The organism is Bacteroidota bacterium (assembly GCA_038746285.1).
Classification (GTDB): Bacteria; Bacteroidota; Rhodothermia; order Rhodothermales; family JANQRZ01; genus JANQRZ01.
The window spans coordinates 1-17,749 of sequence record JBCDKT010000010.1; the positions used below are offsets into that span (position 1 = coordinate 1).

Annotated in this window: 19 protein-coding genes; 8 read left to right on the forward strand and 11 right to left on the reverse strand. The window is 67.1% G+C overall.

What is annotated here, in order from left to right:
- The first annotated feature begins 204 nt into the window (after positions 1 to 204).
- The 4 genes from AAGI91_04860 (at position 205) to AAGI91_04875 (ending at position 2,521) form a co-directional block, all read left to right on the forward strand.
- A complete protein-coding gene (locus AAGI91_04860; protein MEM1041940.1) occupies positions 205 to 1,263 on the forward strand; it encodes a 3-oxoacyl-[acyl-carrier-protein] synthase III C-terminal domain-containing protein in 1,059 nt (352 codons plus the stop codon).
- A gap of 93 nt (positions 1,264 to 1,356) precedes the next feature.
- Complete coding sequence (locus AAGI91_04865) at positions 1,357 to 1,620, forward strand: type II toxin-antitoxin system ParD family antitoxin (GenBank protein MEM1041941.1); 264 nt, start codon at positions 1,357 to 1,359, stop codon at positions 1,618 to 1,620.
- Between the two features lie 7 nt (positions 1,621 to 1,627).
- The gene (locus AAGI91_04870; GenBank protein ID MEM1041942.1) at positions 1,628 to 1,930 is read left to right on the forward strand and encodes a type II toxin-antitoxin system RelE/ParE family toxin; all 303 of its coding nucleotides are present in this window, start codon (positions 1,628 to 1,630) and stop codon (positions 1,928 to 1,930) included.
- Between the two features lie 30 nt (positions 1,931 to 1,960).
- Positions 1,961 to 2,521: an isoprenylcysteine carboxylmethyltransferase family protein gene (locus AAGI91_04875; GenBank protein MEM1041943.1), complete on the forward strand. Its 561-nt coding sequence runs from the start codon at positions 1,961 to 1,963 to the stop codon at positions 2,519 to 2,521.
- Here AAGI91_04875 and AAGI91_04880 read toward each other — a convergent pair.
- Positions 2,508 to 4,004, reverse strand: a complete 1,497-nt coding sequence (locus tag AAGI91_04880; protein MEM1041944.1) for a sodium-dependent transporter — start codon at positions 4,002 to 4,004, stop codon at positions 2,508 to 2,510. The two genes, AAGI91_04875 and AAGI91_04880, sit on opposite strands and share 14 nt — an antisense overlap.
- Positions 4,005 to 4,130: 126 nt before the next feature.
- Entirely contained in the window at positions 4,131 to 5,012 is an 882-nt protein-coding gene (locus AAGI91_04885) for a ParA family protein (protein ID MEM1041945.1), read from the reverse strand.
- Positions 5,013 to 5,212: 200 nt separating this feature from the next.
- On the opposite strand from AAGI91_04885, the gene lnt reads away from it, so the two are divergent.
- From lnt to AAGI91_04900, 3 genes are read left to right on the forward strand one after another with little or no spacing between them, the layout of a single operon-like run.
- A complete protein-coding gene (lnt, locus tag AAGI91_04890; protein MEM1041946.1) occupies positions 5,213 to 6,889 on the forward strand; it encodes an apolipoprotein N-acyltransferase in 1,677 nt (558 codons plus the stop codon).
- Positions 6,890 to 6,945: 56 nt separating this feature from the next.
- The gene (locus tag AAGI91_04895) at positions 6,946 to 7,554 is read left to right on the forward strand and encodes a Maf family protein (GenBank protein ID MEM1041947.1); all 609 of its coding nucleotides are present in this window, start codon (positions 6,946 to 6,948) and stop codon (positions 7,552 to 7,554) included.
- Positions 7,555 to 7,573: 19 nt separating this feature from the next.
- Entirely contained in the window at positions 7,574 to 8,323 is a 750-nt protein-coding gene (locus AAGI91_04900; protein MEM1041948.1) for a type 1 glutamine amidotransferase, read from the forward strand.
- A gap of 12 nt (positions 8,324 to 8,335) precedes the next feature.
- Here AAGI91_04900 and AAGI91_04905 read toward each other — a convergent pair whose 3' ends face one another.
- The 3 genes from AAGI91_04905 to AAGI91_04915 all read right to left on the reverse strand — a co-directional run bounded on the left by AAGI91_04905 (position 8,336) and on the right by AAGI91_04915 (position 11,072).
- Complete coding sequence (locus AAGI91_04905) at positions 8,336 to 8,770, reverse strand: response regulator (protein ID MEM1041949.1); 435 nt, start codon at positions 8,768 to 8,770, stop codon at positions 8,336 to 8,338.
- Between the two features lie 252 nt (positions 8,771 to 9,022).
- Positions 9,023 to 10,474, reverse strand: a complete 1,452-nt coding sequence (locus AAGI91_04910) for a T9SS type A sorting domain-containing protein (GenBank protein ID MEM1041950.1) — start codon at positions 10,472 to 10,474, stop codon at positions 9,023 to 9,025.
- 28 nt (positions 10,475 to 10,502) lie between these two features.
- Complete coding sequence (locus AAGI91_04915) at positions 10,503 to 11,072, reverse strand: hypothetical protein (GenBank protein ID MEM1041951.1); 570 nt, start codon at positions 11,070 to 11,072, stop codon at positions 10,503 to 10,505.
- A gap of 275 nt (positions 11,073 to 11,347) precedes the next feature.
- Here AAGI91_04915 and AAGI91_04920 point away from each other — a divergent pair, with 275 nt between their 5' ends.
- Positions 11,348 to 11,623, forward strand: a complete 276-nt coding sequence (locus AAGI91_04920) for a hypothetical protein (protein MEM1041952.1) — start codon at positions 11,348 to 11,350, stop codon at positions 11,621 to 11,623.
- Here the strand turns inward: AAGI91_04920 and AAGI91_04925 are convergent.
- From AAGI91_04925 to carA, 6 genes are all read right to left on the reverse strand, one after another.
- Positions 11,597 to 12,397, reverse strand: coding sequence for an Ig-like domain-containing protein (locus tag AAGI91_04925; protein ID MEM1041953.1), 801 nt, complete (start codon positions 12,395 to 12,397; stop codon positions 11,597 to 11,599). The two genes, AAGI91_04920 and AAGI91_04925, sit on opposite strands and share 27 nt — an antisense overlap.
- A gap of 255 nt (positions 12,398 to 12,652) precedes the next feature.
- Complete coding sequence (locus AAGI91_04930; protein ID MEM1041954.1) at positions 12,653 to 12,952, reverse strand: DUF2442 domain-containing protein; 300 nt, start codon at positions 12,950 to 12,952, stop codon at positions 12,653 to 12,655.
- A 2-nt stretch (positions 12,953 to 12,954) separates the two neighbouring features.
- A complete protein-coding gene (locus tag AAGI91_04935) occupies positions 12,955 to 13,224 on the reverse strand; it encodes a DUF4160 domain-containing protein (GenBank protein MEM1041955.1) in 270 nt (89 codons plus the stop codon).
- A gap of 5 nt (positions 13,225 to 13,229) precedes the next feature.
- Complete coding sequence (carB, locus tag AAGI91_04940) at positions 13,230 to 16,073, reverse strand: carbamoyl-phosphate synthase large subunit (GenBank protein MEM1041956.1); 2,844 nt, start codon at positions 16,071 to 16,073, stop codon at positions 13,230 to 13,232.
- An 87-nt stretch (positions 16,074 to 16,160) separates the two neighbouring features.
- Complete coding sequence (locus tag AAGI91_04945; GenBank protein MEM1041957.1) at positions 16,161 to 16,397, reverse strand: hypothetical protein; 237 nt, start codon at positions 16,395 to 16,397, stop codon at positions 16,161 to 16,163.
- Positions 16,398 to 16,588: 191 nt separating this feature from the next.
- Positions 16,589 to 17,710, reverse strand: coding sequence for a glutamine-hydrolyzing carbamoyl-phosphate synthase small subunit (gene carA, locus AAGI91_04950; protein ID MEM1041958.1), 1,122 nt, complete (start codon positions 17,708 to 17,710; stop codon positions 16,589 to 16,591).
- Between the last annotated feature and the right edge of the window lie 39 nt (positions 17,711 to 17,749).

The window sequence follows — 17,749 nt, forward strand, 5'->3', positions numbered from 1 at the left end:
CAAGAAGCGCGAATGCGAAGCATCGAGGAGCGTAGCGACTCCACCAGGCGATGCAGAGGCATCGGCGATGGAGCGCGACGCCGCAGCGGGTGGCCGTAGCCGGTCGCAGGCCGCGACTTTCGTTCACCAAACAGTTTCTTAGTCTCCGCCCCGTAGAACCCGCCTCTAGGTCCCCCGTACCACCGCCCCGCTTTCGACTCCGCCATGCCCTCTGTCGCCGCCACCGCCATCGGCTTTCCGCCGCACTTCTACTCGCAGGAGACCATCAGCGACGACCTGCAGATGCTCTGGCGCGAGTACGGCGTCAACGCCGAGCGCGTCGCGCGGATGCACGAGAACACGACCGTCGAGGGCCGCCACATCGCCGTCCCGAAGGAGGAGTACTACGACCTCCGCGGCTGGGAGGCCCCGAACGCGATCTTCGGCCGCGTCGCCTACGAACTCGGCCGCGAGACGCTGACCCGGCTCTTCGACGAGAGCGGCCTCGGGGCGGAGGACATGCGGATGCTCGCCTTCGCCACAACGACCGGCCTCGCTATCCCCACGATCGACGCGCTCCTGCTCAACCGGATGCCATTTCGGGCCGACACGAAGCGGATGCCTCTCTTCGGGCTGGGCTGCGTGGCGGGCGTCGCTGGGCTGGCCCGCGTCACCGACTACCTGCGCGGTCACCCTAGCGAAGCCGCCGTGCTACTTGCCGAAGAGTTCTGCTCGCTCACGATCCAGAAGCACGACGTCTCGATCGCCAACCTGATCGCGTGCGGGCTCTTCGGCGACGCCGCCGGGGCCGTGCTCCTCGTCGGCGACGAGCACCCGCGCGCCGGGCGCGGGCCGGAGATCGTGGCGACGCGCTCGGTGCTGTTCCCGGACTCGGAGCACTTCATGGGCTGGGAGATCAAGGAGTCGGGCATGCAGATCGTCCTCTCGGCCGACGTGCCGGACGCCGCGCGCGGACCGCTGAGCGACGAGATCGCCCGCTTCCTCGGCGACCACGGCCTGGCCGTCGGCGACGTTGGGCGGTGGCTCTGCCACCCCGGCGGGCCAAAGGTGATCGAGGCGCTCGAAGACGGCCTCGGGCTGAACGGGACGACGTTGGAGCGCAGCCGCGACGTACTGCGCGAGGTCGGCAACGTCTCGTCGGTCTCGGCGCTCCTCATCCTCGACGGCGTCCTCCGCGACGACCCGCCGCCCGCAGGCACGTGGGGCCTGATGCTCGCGATGGGCCCCGGCTTCGTTGCCGAACTGGTCTTGCTGAAGTGGTAAGGCAGGCGCTGCGGTCGCGCTTGGAACCGATGGCAATAGTTGCCAATTGGATGCAACTCATGTTGGGATAGCTGAACCGAAGTAATGGCAACGATGAACGTATCGCTACCGCCGAGTCTGGAGAGCTTCGTGAAAACGCTCGTCGAGACCGGGCGCTACAGCTCCGCGAGTGAGGTCTTTCGGGACGGCCTGCGCCTGCTTGAGGAGCGAGAGCACCGCCGCCGTTACACGCTGGAAGAGCTGCAGGACCTGATGCGGGAGGCTAAGCAGAGCGGTCCTTCGGTGCCACTCGATATGGAAGAGATCAAGCGCGAGGCCCGCCAGGCGTTCGAAGCACGTCGCCCCGGTACGTCCTGAACACCGCATGGGCCGCGTCCTTCAGACACCACCTGCTCGACGGGACATCACCGACATCTGGCTCTACCTGGCCGAACGATCCCCGGCAACGGCAGATAAAACCCTCGACCGCCTCAATGACGGTCTCGGCCTGCTGGCGACGCAGCCGTTCATGGGTCGAGCCAGACCGGAGATAGGTACAACGGTGCGGAGCTTCGTGATCGGCAGCTTCACTGCGTTCTACGAGCCGCTTGACGACGGCATCGAACTGCTACGCGTCATCCACGCAGCCCGAGACCTGAACCGAGCGTTTGACCTCGGCGACGAATAGCAGAGCGTGCCGATGCCAACCTCGACTCTATTGACTGAGTGGCTTTTCTTCGGCCTCGTCGCGCTCATCGCGGTGCAGCGCGTGGCGGAGCTTCGGCTGAGCAGGCGCAACGCAGAGGCGATCCGGGCGCAGGGCGGGGTCGAGGCGGGCGCGGGGCACATGCCGTGGATGAAAGCGATGCACACGGCGTGGTTTGTCGCCATGCTCGCCGAGGTGTTTCTGCTGGGCCGGCCCTTCGTCCCGTGGCTGGCCGTCGTCGGTTTCGTCGGGCTCGGGGTCGGGCAGGCGCTCCGCTACGCCGCGATCCGCACGCTCGGCCCACGCTGGACCACCAACATCATGATCCTGCCCGGTGCTCCGCCCGTCACGAGCGGACTCTACCGCCGCATCCGCCACCCGAACTATCTCGGCGTGATCCTCGAAATCGCCGCCGTCCCGCTCATCCACACGGCGTGGGGCACGGCGCTCGTGTTTACGGTCCTCAACGCGCTCGTCCTCCGCGTGCGGATCCGCGCCGAGGAAGCCGCGCTCCGCGAGGCGAATGCCTACGACGCGAGCGTCGGGCAGCGGCCTCGGTTTATTCCGAGCTGACCTCGCCGAGCGTCCGCCGCGCCATCCAGCGGTTGAGCGCGACGAAACAACCGAGCGCGACGGCCCACTGCACGAGGCAGGTCATCGGGCTGAATGGGTCGAGCGGGTTGTACCAGGTGTCGGGCGCGTAGACCGTCGCGGCGAGGCCGAGCCACCAGACGAGAAGGACGACCGCTTCGAGCGGGATCAGGTAGCGGATCATCCCGTCCCACGCCGGGTGGAGCCGCCAGTCTTCGGGCGTGGCGAGTTCGCTCCGCAGCCGCGCCGCGCCGTGGCGGATGACGGCGAAGGCAACGAACGCGCCCGATATCATCAGCGCCACGCCCCAGACGAAGTCCTGGTTGGCGAAGAAGTTGAGGTTCAGCGCACTGGGCACGCCGAGGACGAACCCGACGCCCGCGACGGTCCCCACGGCGCGGGTGCGCGGCAGCCCGAAGTCGACCAGGGCGCGGCTCGCCAGTTCGATCATCGAGATCAGCGACGAGAGCGCGGCGAACGAGAGTGCGAGGAAGAACAGCACGGCGAGCGCCTTGCCGAAGGCCATCTGCGCGAAGAGCTGCGGCATCCAGATGAACGTCAGCCCCGTCGAGGCTGGCCCGCTCGTCCGCATCACGTCGAGGATCTCGCCCCGGCTCATCTCGGCTCCGAGGACGGCGAAGACGGTCCCGAAGATCATCGTCGCCGCGAGGATGGAGACGGTGTTGTTGCCGATCCCGGTGAGGAAGGCGTTGCGGACGACGCCGTGCTCGCGCTTCATGTAGGCGGCGTAGGTCAGGATCAGGCCCCACCCGGCCCCGGTGTCCCACGCGTTCTGGGTCAGCGCCTCCAGCCACAGGCGAGGCTGGCTGAGCTGGCTCCACTCGGGCGTGAAGAGGTAGGCCAGCCCCGCGCCCGACCCCGGCAGCGTCAGCGCCCGCACGACCGCGAGCACGACGATCACGAGCAGCGTCGGGACGAGGACGCGGTTGACGCGCTCGATGGAGCGGACGCCCTGCCAGCACGCGAGCGCGCCGAAGACCATCGCCGCGGCGTGGAAGACGAGCGGCCACCCGCTCGACTGGAACCCGTCCCAGGCCGTCATGGCCGACTCGGTCGTGAGCGGCAGCCCGGCCAGGAGCGACTCGGTGGTGTAGTAGAAGCACCACCCGGCGACGACGGCGTAGTAGAACATGATCGCCGTGGCGACGAACCCGACGAAGGCCCCCATCCAGGCGAACCGCTCCCCCGCTAGCTTCGCAAACGTCCCGACGACCCCCTGCCGCCCGCGCTGCCCGAGGGCGTACTCGGCGATGATGAGCGGGACGCTCCAGACGAGCAGGAAGACGAGCCACGCGAAGAGGAACGCGCCGGCCCCGTCGTCCCCGCCGTTTTGCGCTGCGATGCGCGGGAAGCGCCAGATGTTGCCCGTCCCGACGGCAATGCCGAGCACGCTCAGCAGCAGCGCCCAGCGCGAGGAGAAGCGTTGCTCGGAGGCGTTCGACACAGAGTTTCTGGTTTGGCGTTTCTGGTTTCTAGTCTAGGGTTGCCTGTGGCGAGTCCTTGCGTTCTACTCGGTGCCCCCGTCGCCCTCAACCAACCGGAAACTAGGAACCACGAACGAGAAACGTTCCTACAGGCGGTTCAGCGTCATCCACATGCCGCCGCTCAGCATGCTGGGGTCCGGGTCCGAGGACAGCGTATTGGCCGGGGCCTGCGCAGGCTCAACCTGAGACGCCGGTGGGGCGCTGGCAGCCGCGCCGGGAAAGAGGTGGCGGTGCAGTTCGTCGGCGGCGTTGGCGTAGTCGCGCGCCCCGCGCGAGGCGATGTCGCGGTCGAAGACGGTCTCGCCGCCGTGCGTGCTCTCGGCAAGCGCCGCGCTCGTGCGGACCTCGGCGCCGAGCACCCGGTCGCCGTAGCTCTGGCGGACGTAGCGGCCGTAGCGGTCGTGGTCGCGCTTGCGGGCGTCGACCTGGGTCAGCAGGAAGAGGGGCTCGGCGAGCGACGGGTTGAGCTTGTCCTGGACGAGCTTGGCCGTGTCGTAGGTCTGCTCGGCCCCGACGACGGGCTGGTACTCGGGCGTCACCGGAATCAGCACGGCGTCGCTCGCCACGAGCGCGTTGAGGCTGAAGACCGTCATCGCGGCAGCGGTGTCGAGGAGGACGAGGTCGTAGTCGTGCCCCTGCTCGAGCGCCTCCTTGATCCAGAGCACGTCGGTCGGGCGGCTCAGCTTGCGCGCCGCCTTCGTCATGCTGTAGGAGGCCGGGAGCAGGTCAAAGCCGTGCAGCCGCGCCACCTCCAGGTCGCGGGGCTGCACCTCGGGGTCGAAGAGCGCGAGCGAGGACCGGGCCTCAGGCGGCTCGTCAACGCCGAGGAGGCGCGTGAGGAAGCCCTGCGGGTCGAGGTCTACGGCGAGGACGCGGTGCCCACTTAGCCCGAACGCTGCGGCCGTGTGGATCGTCGTCGTCGTCTTGCCCGTCCCGCCTTTGTGGTTGCAGATGCTGAGAACGGGCATGGGGAGCGTCGAGAGGAGAAGGTGAGCCGCCCGAAAGTACCCGCAAGGGCTTTCCGAATCAACCCGGCACCGCGTGAATCGGCCGCCCTTTAGTTCGGCGCTGGACTAACCGATACATGCCCAGTGGACTCCAGAGCTTGCCCCACCACTCCTCGGCAGGCTCTGGTCATTTTTGCCCTCCCTCGCCCCACCACGCTGCTTTGAACGCCCTCCCTCGCCACCGCTTCGTCGACCAGTTCAGCAGTTCGATCTGGGTGCTGATCTCGGGCGTGATGCTCGGGCTCAGCTTTCCACCGTTCCCTTTTTGGTGGCTGGCCTACGTGGCGCTCGTCCCCCTGCTGGTTCGCTGGAGCCGGCTGCCGCTCGGCTGGATGCTGCTGCGCGAAGCCTATTCCACGTTCCTCATCATGGCGGCGATCGCCGGGCACTGGGTGCTGTTCCACGAGCAGGTGCTGACGGCGCTCACCTCGGGCCTCGGCCTGCTGCTCCTGCCGGTCCCGATGACGCTGCCGGTCGTGGCGGCCGGCCTGGCGAAGCGGAGGTTCGGGTTCAACGCCGGCTTCGTCGTGCTCGTCACGTTCTGGCTGGCGATGGAGTTCGCGCTGATGCACGGCCCGGTGGCCATGCCCTGGCTGCTGCTGGGCAACACGCAGGCAGCGGCGACCCCGTTCAACCAGTTCGCCGACCTGACCGGCGTGGGCGGCCTGACGCTGTGGGTGTGGCTCGTCAACGGCTTCATCTTCTGGACGCTGGAGTCGCGGGTCGTGCTGGCGCGCGTGGGGCTGGCTGCGGTGGTCATCGCGCTCGTGGCGGCTCCGGTCGGCTACGGGTGGTGGCGCGTGGACAACCTGGAGACGTCCACGGCGTCGCTCGAAGTAGGTATCGTCCAGCCCGCCGTGTCACCCCGGAGTTGGTCGGACGTGACGAACGGGGCGCGCGTGGACCTCATGGCCTCGCTCTCGGTCCAGCAGCTCCAGGAGAGCGAGCGCGGCGCGCGGCGCCCGGGCCTGCTCGTCTGGCCGGAGACTTCGCTCCCGGTCTACGCTGACGCCCGGCGCCAGCGGGCGCTCTACAACCGCCTGAGCCGGTGGACGCTGCAGCACAACGTCGCGCTGCTGACGGGTGCCATCACCCGGTACGACTCGGCCCCTTCGCTGACCGTCGATGCGGTCGATGCCGAGAAGTTTGCCCAGGTCACGCCCTACTACAACAGCGCGCTGCTCTTCCAGGGGCACGGGCGCACCCAGCAGATCGACAAGATCCACATGGTTCCGTTCGCCGAGCGCGTGCCACTGGTAGAGTGGCGTCCGGCGCTCGCGGCGCTCGGCGTGGCCTCCGGCGGCGTCGGCGCTTACGGCCTCGGACGCCGCATCCGCACGATGGAGGCCGGCCCGACGCAGTTCGGCACGCTGATCTGCTACGAGTCGATCTTCGGCGACCACGCGCGGCAGTTGGCAAAGAAGGGGGCCGAGTTCCTCGCCGTGCTCTCGCAGGACGGGTGGTGGGGCCAGTCCGCGGGCTACCGCCAGCACTTCGAACTGTCGCGGCTCCGCGCGGTCGAGACCCGGCGCGCCGTCGTGCTCGGGGCCGTGACGGGCCAGAGCGGCCTCATCGGGCCCGACGGCGGCGTCCACGAGTCAACGGGGTGGATGGAGCAGACGGTGCAGCAGGTATCGGTCCCGCTGCTTCACGAGCAGACCTACTACACGCTCCACGGCGACTGGCTAGGGCGTGCTGCGCTCGTGCTCGCGCTCTTACTGACCGTCACCTGGGGGTTCGTGACGCTCTTTTTCCCGAGGTGGCGCGTGCCCTCGGAGCGGACCAAGCGGGCTCAGCCGCCACGGAAGGTCTTCGGATTCCGGCGCTCCCCGTCCTAGCGCCCGAGGCGCGGTGAGAAGGCCTATCTTGCGCCCTCGTCTCGGTCCCGCCGCTCGTGCTTCGTCTTCGCGTCCCGCTCGTCCTCGCCTCCCAGTCGCCCCGGCGGAGGCAACTTCTGGAGCGCCTCGGCCTCCCCTTCGTGGTCCATCCGAGCGATGCCGACGAGACGATTCCCCCGGGCACGGCACCCGCTGACGCCGTGGGGCTGCTCGCCGAGCGCAAAGCGCGCGCGGTCGCACCGCACCACGCCGGCGCGCTCGTCCTCGGAGCTGACACCCTCGTCGTGGTTGACGGCGACGTACTCGAGAAGCCGGCCGACGAGGCCGAGGCCATGGCGATGCTGGGCCGGCTGAGCGGGCGTTCGCACACGGTCTACACGGGCCTCGCCCTAGTCCGCGCCGAGCGTGCGGTGGCGGTGCGCGAGGCGACCGAGGTCACCTTCGCCGACCTCAGCCCCGAGGAGATCGCCGCCTACGTACAGACCGGCTCGCCGCTCGACAAGGCCGGGGGCTACGGCATCCAGGACGACCTGGGCGCGCTCTTCGTGGCCGGCGTCCGGGGCGACTACTACAACGTCGTGGGCCTGCCGCTGCACCGGCTCTACCGGACGCTTCGCACCTATTTCGCCGATCTTCTCGTCCCGCCCGGCGTTGAGGGCGCTTGACTCCTCCCCCCTCCCCGCCATGGCTCCCAGCTACGACCATCTCCGCGTCCGTCTCATCCAGGTCCGCGAGCGCCCTGCCGTCATCCAGGAGGAGCAGCAGACGTTCCTGGAGCGCTGCCACATCCGCCCCGAGCAGCTCCTGACGACGAGCGCGCTCGCCGAACCTCTCGAAGAATCTATTCTCGACGACGTGGACGCCGTCATGATCGGGGGGGCCGGGGCGTACTCTGTGACCCACACGTACCCCTGGACCGGCGACCTCATCCGGCTCGTCGAGGCGTGCTACGAGCGTCACCTGCCGCTCTTCGGGTCGTGCTGGGGGCACCAGTTCATCGCGCGGGCGTTCGGAGGCACGGTCATCAAGGACGTGGCGCGCAGCGAGATGGGCACGCAGGAGGTGAGCCTCACCGACGCCGGTGCGGACGACCCGCTGTTCCACGATTTCCCGCACCGCTTCTCCGCCCAGATGGGACACCAGGACCGCGTCAGCGTGCTGCCGGACCAGGCCGTGGAGCTTGCCCGGAACGACACGGCCCCTTTCCAGGCGTTCCGCATCAAGGGGCGTCCGATCTACGGCACGCAGTTTCACAGCGAGCTCGACGCGGAGCGCGAGCGGCAGCGCCTCGTGGCCTACCGGGCCTACTACACCGAGACCCAGAGCGAGGCCGAGTTCGAGCGGACCGTAGCCGAGCTCCGGGACACGCCGGAAGTGGACGGCCTCCTCTCGACGTTTCTCCGCCGCTTCGCCGTGGCCGAGCACGCGGTCTAGGGCGGTCGGGTTTCAGGCTCGCAGGCTGGCCACGCTGCGGAGCGCGTCGAAGAGGTCGTCCCTGACGAACGGCTTGCTGACGTAGCCCTCGAAGCCTGCGTCGAGGAAGTCCTCGCGGTCACCGGGCAAGGCGTAGGCCGTGCACGCGAGCGCAGGCAGGGTGCGGTGCTGCGGCATCGCGCGGATCGCCTCCAGCACGTCGATCCCCGTGCGCGACTCGCCGAGGTTGATGTCCAGCAGGGCCACGTCGAACGTGTTGGCTGCGGCGGCCTCCAGCGTCTCGTCCACCCCACCGGCGAGCGTGGCGTCGAACTCCTTGCGCAGCAGGTGGCTCAGCAGCAGCCTCGACTCGGTGTTGTCTTCCAGCACCAGAACGCGCACCCTCCCGGTCGAGGCCTGCGCGTCGTCGGCAGAAACGGCGGAAGGCGTGTCGCGCGGCTGGCGCATAGAAGCTGGGGGTGGGCGAAACAGAGCAAGGGGCACGCCTCGTCAGCGACGACGGGACTGCCCGGGCGACCAGTCTCTTTATCGGCGACATGCCCAATTTGTGTAAGCCGCACCGTGCTCGCTGCCTCTTCTCTCGGTGGACTTCGCCGACGAGCGGCACGCCGCCAGCGCCCCGCGAGCCCGGCTCCGAAAGAAGCGCGCCTGGCCTCCGATAGACCAGGCGCGCCTCTGCCAAGCGAGAGCCGGTGTGCCCTACTTGATCAGCACTACGCGCGTCGAGCCGCGCACCGAGACTCCTTCGAGCACGACGGTGTAAGTCCCGCTCGGCAGGCTGCGCCCGTCGATCTCGACCGACCGGAACTGGTCGGCGTCGACCGTGCCTTCGTAGAGCACGGCGACGCGCCGGCCGAGGGCATCGTAGAGCGCGACCGTCACGTCCTGCGCTTCGGCGACCTGGAAGCGGACGCTCGTCGTGGCGTCGAACGGGTTCGGGCGGGCTCCTTCGAGGACGTAGCCTTCGGGCAGCGTGCTCGCCTCAGCCGCGGCGCGGAGCGGAGCGGTCGACATGAACTCCTCGACCGTCGGCTCAGCGCCGGAGCGCGAGCGCCCGTCGTTGCGGAAGGGCTCCAGCGTGGGTCCGGCGACGTCGCACTGCCACGGGGTGCCTGCCTCCTTGCCCGCGCTGGCGCGGTACCAGAGCACGACGTCCTCGCCCACGAGCGATTCGCCGCTGACGAGCTGCGGCCGGTCCGGGTCGATGGCACACCCCGGGCTATCGTCGTCGAACTCGCCCGGCACGTATTTGACCGCCATCATGTCGAGCTTCGAGAAGCTATCGACCGGCAGCGCGAGGTCCGACGGCGACGGGATGATCTTGTACCCCGCCCGGAGGCTGGCGTCGCGCACGGCCCAGAAGACGCCGTCGGCCGGATCACCCCAGGTGCGCTGGGCCTCCTGCGCGAGGCGCTTGACCTGGTTGGTCGCCGGGTTGACCTCGTAGATCTGGTCCTCGCCGTTGTTCGGCTGCCCTTCGAGGAGGTCGAAGTCGAAGCGGTAGTAGACGTGGTGGCGGCGGCTCTGATCGGTGCAGACGGCGGACGCCGAGGCGAAGGAGTACTCCGGCCGGACGCGCCCGTCGCGGTAGAAGTGCCATTTCATCCGGTAGCGGTACCAGCCCGCGTTCATATGGGTCGTCAGCACGAGTTCGTCGTCGTACTCCTCGATGGCGACACCCCGGAAGCTGCCAGTGTCGCCGCCCATCCCGCCGTCCTGGTTGCTGTCGCAGGTGGTCTGGACGGTGCCGGGAGTGGCGTCGGCAAAGCAGCCCCCTGGACGGATGCCCGTCACGGCGAAGCCGGCCTCGGAGTAGTTCCAGTCCCGGAAGCAGCCGCACCCGCTCCCGTCGTACTCGACGTTGAGGATGGGGGTGTGGGCGCGCTTGAAGACGAGGTAACCCCGGTAGTACGCGTTGAGGATTTCCAGGCCCGAGCCGTCGGTGCCCGAGCTTTCGGTGGGCCGGACGTAGTCGAACGACCAGACCGGGTTGTCGGCAGGCCAGTCCACATGCCCCATGATGGGCGCGTTGCAGTCTGCCGTGGCGCTGTAGGTGGGAGGGGCGGAGAAGGTGAAGTCTTGGGCGTGCGCGGGTGCCGTGACGAGCAGGAGCCCCAGCGCCGCGATAAAGCCAGGTGATACGTGTCGCATGGTTGAATAGGTTGGCGTTGGGAAAGGGTTAGCGGCTGTCGGTACGCCGGTCGCGGTTGAACCGGGTCTCGTTGCTGTCCCGGGCCGGGTCGAAGTCGCGCGAGACGATCGTGTCCGTGCCGAGGTCGACGACGATGAACCGGATGCGCTCCGCGCTCCGGCCCTCGACGTCGTACATGTCGAACATGAGGCAGCGCGAGCCGGGGGCGCAGGCGTGGCCCTTTTCCCGCACCAGCACGAACCCGCCGGAGAGCGTCGGGTTGTCGGCCCGGTCGTAGAGCGCGCCAAGCTCAGCGTCGCCGAGGATCAGGGCGCGGGCGCGGGCAATCTCCTCGTCGCTCGGCGCGACGACGGCCGTGTCGGTGGTCGTCTGCTTGACGACGGCTCCCGACGCATCGGTAATCGTGCGGGTGTACAGGCCGCTCGACGCGTCGTAGACGATGGTGGTGGTCCACGCTGCCGTGGCTCCGTTGTCGAGCTTGACGTCGCTCGTCCACGAGCGAACGGTCTCCTGGGCGGCGGCGTCGGGCGCTCCTGCAGCCAGCGCGAGGAGGGCGAGGACGCACAGGCCACCGCGTAGGAAAGAAGAGGGTTGCATAGGGCAAACCGGTTTAGTGAGGGAAGAGGCCGAAGGTCGTATCGATACACGCTAAGCGCAAGTCTTCCGGTGCACGTATCCGAAACCCCAGGCGGTCACGTACCCGTTACAGACGCCGGCAGCGAGGCCGCGCGGCCTCGCGTTTGCCCCGGCTGCTGGGTAAGCACGCGGCCCTTTCGCCTCGTCTCTTTACTAATCCTCTGGACTGCCCGATACCTCTGCTACGGTCGGTCTCCTTCCGCCTTCGCCTTCCGTTCGCTATCGAGTCTCACACTATGGGTGCTCAACCACTCCGCTTCACGCTCGCGCACGACGCTACCCCCACACCGCCCGATCTGCCTGACAAGCGGCACGACCAGATCCAGGAGCGCCTAGACAGCGGCTTCTACCAGCGCCCCGACGTGCTGCTCGAGACCGCCGAACGCCTCTACGCTGACCTCATGGAAGGCGAGCCCCTCGACGAGATCGTCCATGCTGAAGCTCGCGATCAGCCTACCGGATACACACCGCAAACGGAACTCTCCTCACGGCTCCAGAAACGGGTACTCTAGCACAATTAATTGGTTGGGCACGTTGGGGACGACAAAGTCTTTACCTGGAACCCAAAACGCCTGTATTCCAGCCCCGTACCCCTCCATGTAGGCGAGCCCATCGATAGGCAAGTACCCTATCGGTCCTCCCCCTAGCTGGAATAAGGCATTGATCGTCGCTGTCGTTCCGTCATCGTAGTATGCGACTACCCTAGAGAAAGACCTACTATCAGTAGGTTCGTAAGCAAACAAAGCATACGACGACGAGACTTCCAGCATGACTTCGCGGTCTCGCCCACTGCTGAGATCGACTAGACCGGACCAGAGCACCTGCGGATCCGGCCTCGCAGCGTTCGGATAGAATCTAGCTGTAGCAGCCTCGTACGAAAGAGACTCTTGGCCTGCCTCTGAGTACATGAGAGTCTCATTACTGCTCAGGCGGACTGTTTGACCACCGTTGAGCACCACTTCTACCGTACTTCGGGCTGTGTTGACGATAGACACCCTGGAGACGTTTGCGATGTCCATGCTCACAGGCGCAGTGGAAGCCTCGTTGCCTACCCCGTCAAACGCTTTAACTGAGAGAAGCACCGTACCGTTATCGTAGTTCTTTGTGTCCCACGCGAGACTCCACGGAGCCTCTGGGTCTGTTGCTTCTAACGCTCCGTCAATCCAGAGTTCGATGCGTTCTACCCCACTCTCGTCCGTTGCGTCCACGTCAACAGTGACTGTGCTTTCTACCGTAGCCCCGGATAGAGGACTCAGCACTGTCACTTCCGGGGGCGTGGTGTCCACGGAAGAAGCGGGTGACTCTGGAGACCCGGCATCGCAGCCAGCCGTAATCAACGCTCCGAACACGAAGCAAGTAAGACGATGAATGACTGCTACGCGCATTTGTGAAATGAGCTTGGTCAAAGAGATAGTGTCCCGGGAGCTACTGACTGCCGCATCTGGACAACCCGCTAACGGCTAAGATACAGATTCCTCATCTCGTAGGGGCGTCTGAAAGGCAATGATCGGTGAGGTCGGCGACGAAGGCGGTGTCTGTAACTACGCCGCCTCAGCAGGCTCTCCATCGAAGTAAAGCCGATTCGCGGAGAGGTCAGGACCGGCAGCCCACTCGACGCCGCCGCCGCCTTCCACGATGCTGATTGCTGCAAAGGCATCGGGAACGGCAAGCTGCCGGAACACCCCTCGCGTCAGGAGCGGTGCTACATCGAAGGTCCGCACCTCAGCGTCTTCGAACGCAACACGAATCGTCGCGCCTCCAACCGCCGACACGGCGACAACACGCGGGGCCAGCGGCTCAGGGCCTACGACGACTTCTGGCTCAGTTTGGACTTCAGGCATGGTCAGCGAAGCGGTTCGATGGTTCCGGGAGGCTCCATGTTCAACGCGCGACTCCACGCCTGTTCCAGTTCGGCTTCGCGCAGGGCCGCCCACGCTTGCACGAGTCGCCGCTGTCGACGCGGAAGGGTGCCTGCTAGCAAGTCGCTGTCGGGAATGCTGAAGACGGCCCGGTGCTCGGCGTACTGCGCGTGAAAGTGCGGCTTGCTGTGCTGGCCCGCATCGTCGTAGTAGATCGCTATAACGATGCCGAAAAACTCGGAGATGCGCGGCACGGCGGCTACCGGCTGAGGTAGAGGTTGCGCATCTCGTAGGGGCGGCTGAAGTGCTCGTCGGTCAGGTCGGCGACGAAGGCGATGGCTTCGCCGGTCGACTTCATCTCGGGACCTAGCTCCTTCGCCACCTCGGGGAATTTGGTCCACGAGAAGACCGGCTCCTTGACGGCGTAGCCTTCGAGCGTGCTCTCGAGCTCGCCTCGCTCGCGGAACGTCGCCAGCTTCTCGCCGAGCATGACTTTCGTCCCAATCGCGGCGTAGGCGATGCCGGTCGCCTTGGCGATGAACGGGACCGTCCGACTGGCACGCGGGTTGGCCTCGATCACGTAGACCGTCTCGTCTCTGATGGCGAACTGGACGTTCATCAGGCCCTGGATCTCCAGACGCCGGGCGATGCGCTCGGCGTAGTCGCGGATCGTGGCCTGGACCTCGTCGGAGAGCGAGTACGGCGGGAGCACGGCCGTCGAGTCACCTGAGTGGACCCCGGCGGGCTCGATGTGCTGCAAGATGCCGCAGACTTCGAGCTCGTCGCCGTCGAAGATCACGTCGCAATCAACCTCGATGGCGTTCTCCAGGAAGAGGTCGAGGAGGATGTCGTTCTCGGGGAGCATCTGGAGGATGTCGGCGACGTAGCCCGAGACCTCTTCTTTGTTGATCGCGATCCGCATCCCCTGGCCGCCGAGGACGTAGCTCGGGCGGATCAGGATCGGGTAGCCGATCCCCTCGGCCACGTCGACCGCCTCGTCGACGGTCTGTGCCATGCCATATTCGGGGAATGGGACGCCCAGCTCTTCGAGGATTTCGGAGAACTTACCCCGGTCCTCGGCGAGGTCCATCTTGGGGTACGGCGTCCCGAAGATGTGGATGCCGTGCTCCTGGAACCCGCCCGCGAGCTTGAGCGCGGTCTGCCCGCCGAGCTGGAGGATGACACCCTCGGGCCGCTCGTGCTCGATCACGTCGAGGACGCGCTCCCAAAAAACGGGCTCGAAGTAGAGCTTGTCGGCCACGTCGAAGTCGGTCGAGACGGTCTCGGGGTTGCAGTTGATCATGATGGCCTCGTAGCCGAGCTCGCGCGCGGCGAGGACGCCGTGGACGCACGAGTAGTCGAACTCGATGCCCTGCCCGATCCGGTTCGGGCCGGAGCCGAGGATGAGGACTTTCCGGCGGTCCGTCGCCTCGCTCTCGGTCTCGCCCTGGTCATAGGTCGAGTAGAAGTACGGCGTCTCGGCGGCGAACTCGCCCGCGCAGGTATCGACGACCCGGTAGGTCGGCGTGAGGCCAAGCTCCTTGCGATGCGCCCGCACGTCGTCTTCGGTGACCTCGTCTTTGAGGAGGAAGGCAATCTGGCGGTCGGAGAAACCGTGCTGCTTGACGCGCAGCAACAGGTTGGCCTCGAGTTCGTGGAGGGCGAGGGTGCTGATCTCGCGCTCGGTCTCGACGAGGGCCTTGATCTGGTGGAGGAACCAGGGGTCGACGCGGGTGATGTCGGCGATCTCCTCGACGCTCGCGCCGTGGGTGAAGGCGTTGCGGATCTGGAGCGTCCGGTCCCAATACGACTTCTTGAGCCGCTCGCGGACCCTCGTCCGGTGGTCCGGGTCGCGGTCGGCCCCGAGGCCGGCGTAGCCGAGTTCGAGACTCTGCCAGGCTTTCTGGAGGCTTTCGGTGAACGTCCGCCCGATTGCCATCGCCTCGCCGACGGCCTTCATCTGGGTCGTCAGTTCCTCGTCGACGCCCTCGAACTTCTCGAAGTTGAAGCGCGGGACTTTGGTGACGACGTAGTCGAGGGCCGGCTCGAAGCACGCGCTCGTCGTGCCGGTAACTTCGTTCGGCAGTTCGTCGAGCGTGTAGCCGACGGCGAGGCGGGCGGCGACTTTGGCAATCGGGTAGCCCGTCGCCTTCGACGCGAGCGCCGAACTCCGGGACACGCGCGGGTTGATCTCGATGACGACCATGCGCCCGGTCGCGGGGTCGAAGGCGAACTGGATGTTGCACCCGCCGGCGAAGGTGCCGATCGAGCGCATTGCCCGGATCGCGGCGTCGCGCATCTGCTGGAACTGCTTGTCGGTGAGGGTCTGCTGCGGGGCGATGGTCACCGAGTCGCCCGTGTGGACCCCCATCGGGTCCAGGTTCTCGATCGAGCAGATGATGATGACGTTCTCGGCCGCGTCGCGGAGAAGTTCGAGCTCGTACTCTTTCCACCCGAAGAGGCACTCCTCGATCAACACCTCGTGGATGGGCGAGAGCTCGAGCCCGCGCGTGACCTTGCGGTCGAACTCGTCGGCCGACCACACGATGCCGCCGCCGGCCCCGCCCATCGTGAAGCTCGGCCGGATGACGATGGGCTGGAAGCCGAGCCCGCCGCCTAGCTCCTGGGCGATCTCGTTGGCTTCGAGGAGCGACTTCGCCACACGGCTCCGCGCCTGGTCGAGGCCGATCGACTCCATGAGGTCGCGGAAGCGCTGGCGGTCCTCGGTGATGCGGATCGCGTCGATGTCGACCCCGATCACGTCGACGCCCATTGTCTTCCAGTACGCCTCCTCGTGGAGCACCTCGGCGAGGTTGAGCGCTGTCTGCCCCCCCATCGTCGGAAGCACGGCGTCGGGCCGTTCTTTTTCGACGATCTCTTTGATTGACTTCGGCGTCAGCTCCTGGAGGTAGACCGTGTCGGCCATGACCGGGTCGGTCATGATGGTCGCCGGGTTGGAATTGACGAGGACGACCTCGTAGCCCTCGGCGCGGAGCGCCTTCGAGGCCTGGCTGCCGGAGTAGTCGAACTCGCACGCCTGCCCGATCACAATCGGGCCGGAGCCGATGAGGAGGATTTTGTTGATGTCGGTGCGTTTGGGCACGGCGGTGTGGGTGAAGCGTAGCGGTGGCGCAGACGTGGGGGCGGGTCTGAGACCCGCCCGTACAGAGCGTTGCTCCGGTTGCTCTCGTCAGCTGCCGAAGCCGCTGACGGTGTAGTCCTTCGGCCGTTCGAGGACGACGAGCGCGGCGTACCCGGCGCGGGGCGCGAGGTCGGAGTCGATGCCGGTCGAGGCCCCGCCCATCGCGGCGACGTGGAGCGGGAGCCAGCCGTCGCCGAGGAGGTCGTTGAGCGCGGCGAGCGAGGCGGACTCGCCCTCGGCGTCGGGGTCGTAGTAGACGATGTGTGCTTTGCGTTCGGTAGCCATCAGGAGGCCGGAGGAAGGAGTTTAGGAGGAGGCGGACGACCGACACGCTTGCGAACGTGTCCATCGGGGTTGGGTGGGAGGAGGCCGAGCGCCTTCATCTCGCAGCGCAGCCGCCACGCGACTTCCATCGGCGGGCGCGGTACGGCGCGTCCGACAACGCGGCGGATGCGAGCGCGAGGGTCAGCCATCGGTCAGGCGGTTTCGGGGTGGGTCTCGGCGATGAGGTCGAGGAACTGGTCGAAGAGGTAGGCACTGTCGTGCGGGCCGGGCGACGCCTCGGGGTGGTACTGCACTGAGAGCCCGGGGAAGGCGACGAAGCGCAGGCCCTCGACGGTCCCGTCGTTGAGGTTGCGGTGGGTCACGCGGGCAACGGCATCGGTGACCGAGTCTTCCTCAACGGCGAAGCCGTGGTTCTGGGTCGAGATCTCGACGTCGCCTCGGTCGAGGTTCTTGACGGGCTGGTTCGCGCCGCGGTGGCCAACCTTCATCTTGTAGACCTCGATCCCGTGCGCGAGGCCCATGAGCTGGTGGCCGAGGCAGATGCCGAAGGTCGGCAGCCCGCTCTCGGAGGCGGCCTTCGCGGTCTCGACGGCGTCCGGCATCGCGCGCGGGTCGCCGGGGCCGTTGGATAGGAAGAGGCCGTCGGGGTTCCAGTCGAGGACCGTTGCGAGCGGGGTCGATGCGGGGAAGACGCGGACGGTGCAGCCGCGCCGGGCAAACGAGCGGAGGATGTTGCGCTTGACGCCGTAGTCGTAGACCGCGACCCGAGGGCCCTCCCCTTCGGCGAAGTCGTAGGCCTCGCTGGTGGTGACGCGGCTGGCGAGTTCGAGCCCGGCCATGCTCGGGTGCGCCTTCGCTTTCGCCACGAGGCTGTCGTCGTCGAGGTCCACCGACGAGATGACGGCGTTCAGGACGCCGCCCTGTCGGATGCGCCGGACGAGCCGCCGCGTGTCGACCCCGGTGATGCCGACGAGTTCGTGCCGCCGCATCCAGGCCTCGAAGCTCTCGTCGGCAAGCGTATTGGAATACTGATCGACGAAGGCGCGCGTGACGAGGCCGGCGACCATCGGGCGGTCGGCTTCGAGGTCGGCCTCGGCCGCGCCGTAGTTGCCGATGTGCGGGTAGGTCATCATCATGATTTGCCCGACGTAGCTCGGGTCGGTCATGATCTCTTGGTAGCCGGACATGCTCGTGTTGAAGCACAGCTCGCCGGCCGTCTCGCCGAGGTGGCCGACGGCCAGGCCGGTGACGACGGTCCCGTCTTCGAGGGCGAGCTTCGCCGGGGCGCGGTCAGAGGTAGAGTCAGGCGTCATGGAAAGCAGGGGCCAATGGAGACTGACGTATCGTCGGGC

Coding starts and splice junctions, on each gene's coding strand:
- AAGI91_04865 (MEM1041941.1), top strand. CDS start 1,357: ATGAACGTATCGCTACCGCCGAGTCTGGAGAGCTTCGTGAAAACGCTC.
- AAGI91_04930 (MEM1041954.1), bottom strand. CDS start 12,952: ATGCCTGAAGTCCAAACTGAGCCAGAAGTCGTCGTAGGCCCTGAGCCG.
- AAGI91_04910 (MEM1041950.1), bottom strand. CDS start 10,474: ATGCGACACGTATCACCTGGCTTTATCGCGGCGCTGGGGCTCCTGCTC.
- AAGI91_04920 (MEM1041952.1), top strand. CDS start 11,348: ATGGGTGCTCAACCACTCCGCTTCACGCTCGCGCACGACGCTACCCCC.
- AAGI91_04900 (MEM1041948.1), top strand. CDS start 7,574: ATGGCTCCCAGCTACGACCATCTCCGCGTCCGTCTCATCCAGGTCCGC.
- AAGI91_04945 (MEM1041957.1), bottom strand. CDS start 16,397: ATGGCTACCGAACGCAAAGCACACATCGTCTACTACGACCCCGACGCC.
- AAGI91_04870 (MEM1041942.1), top strand. CDS start 1,628: ATGGGCCGCGTCCTTCAGACACCACCTGCTCGACGGGACATCACCGAC.
- AAGI91_04885 (MEM1041945.1), bottom strand. CDS start 5,012: ATGCCCGTTCTCAGCATCTGCAACCACAAAGGCGGGACGGGCAAGACG.
- AAGI91_04915 (MEM1041951.1), bottom strand. CDS start 11,072: ATGCAACCCTCTTCTTTCCTACGCGGTGGCCTGTGCGTCCTCGCCCTC.
- AAGI91_04860 (MEM1041940.1), top strand. CDS start 205: ATGCCCTCTGTCGCCGCCACCGCCATCGGCTTTCCGCCGCACTTCTAC.
- AAGI91_04905 (MEM1041949.1), bottom strand. CDS start 8,770: ATGCGCCAGCCGCGCGACACGCCTTCCGCCGTTTCTGCCGACGACGCG.
- carA (MEM1041958.1), bottom strand. CDS start 17,710: ATGACGCCTGACTCTACCTCTGACCGCGCCCCGGCGAAGCTCGCCCTC.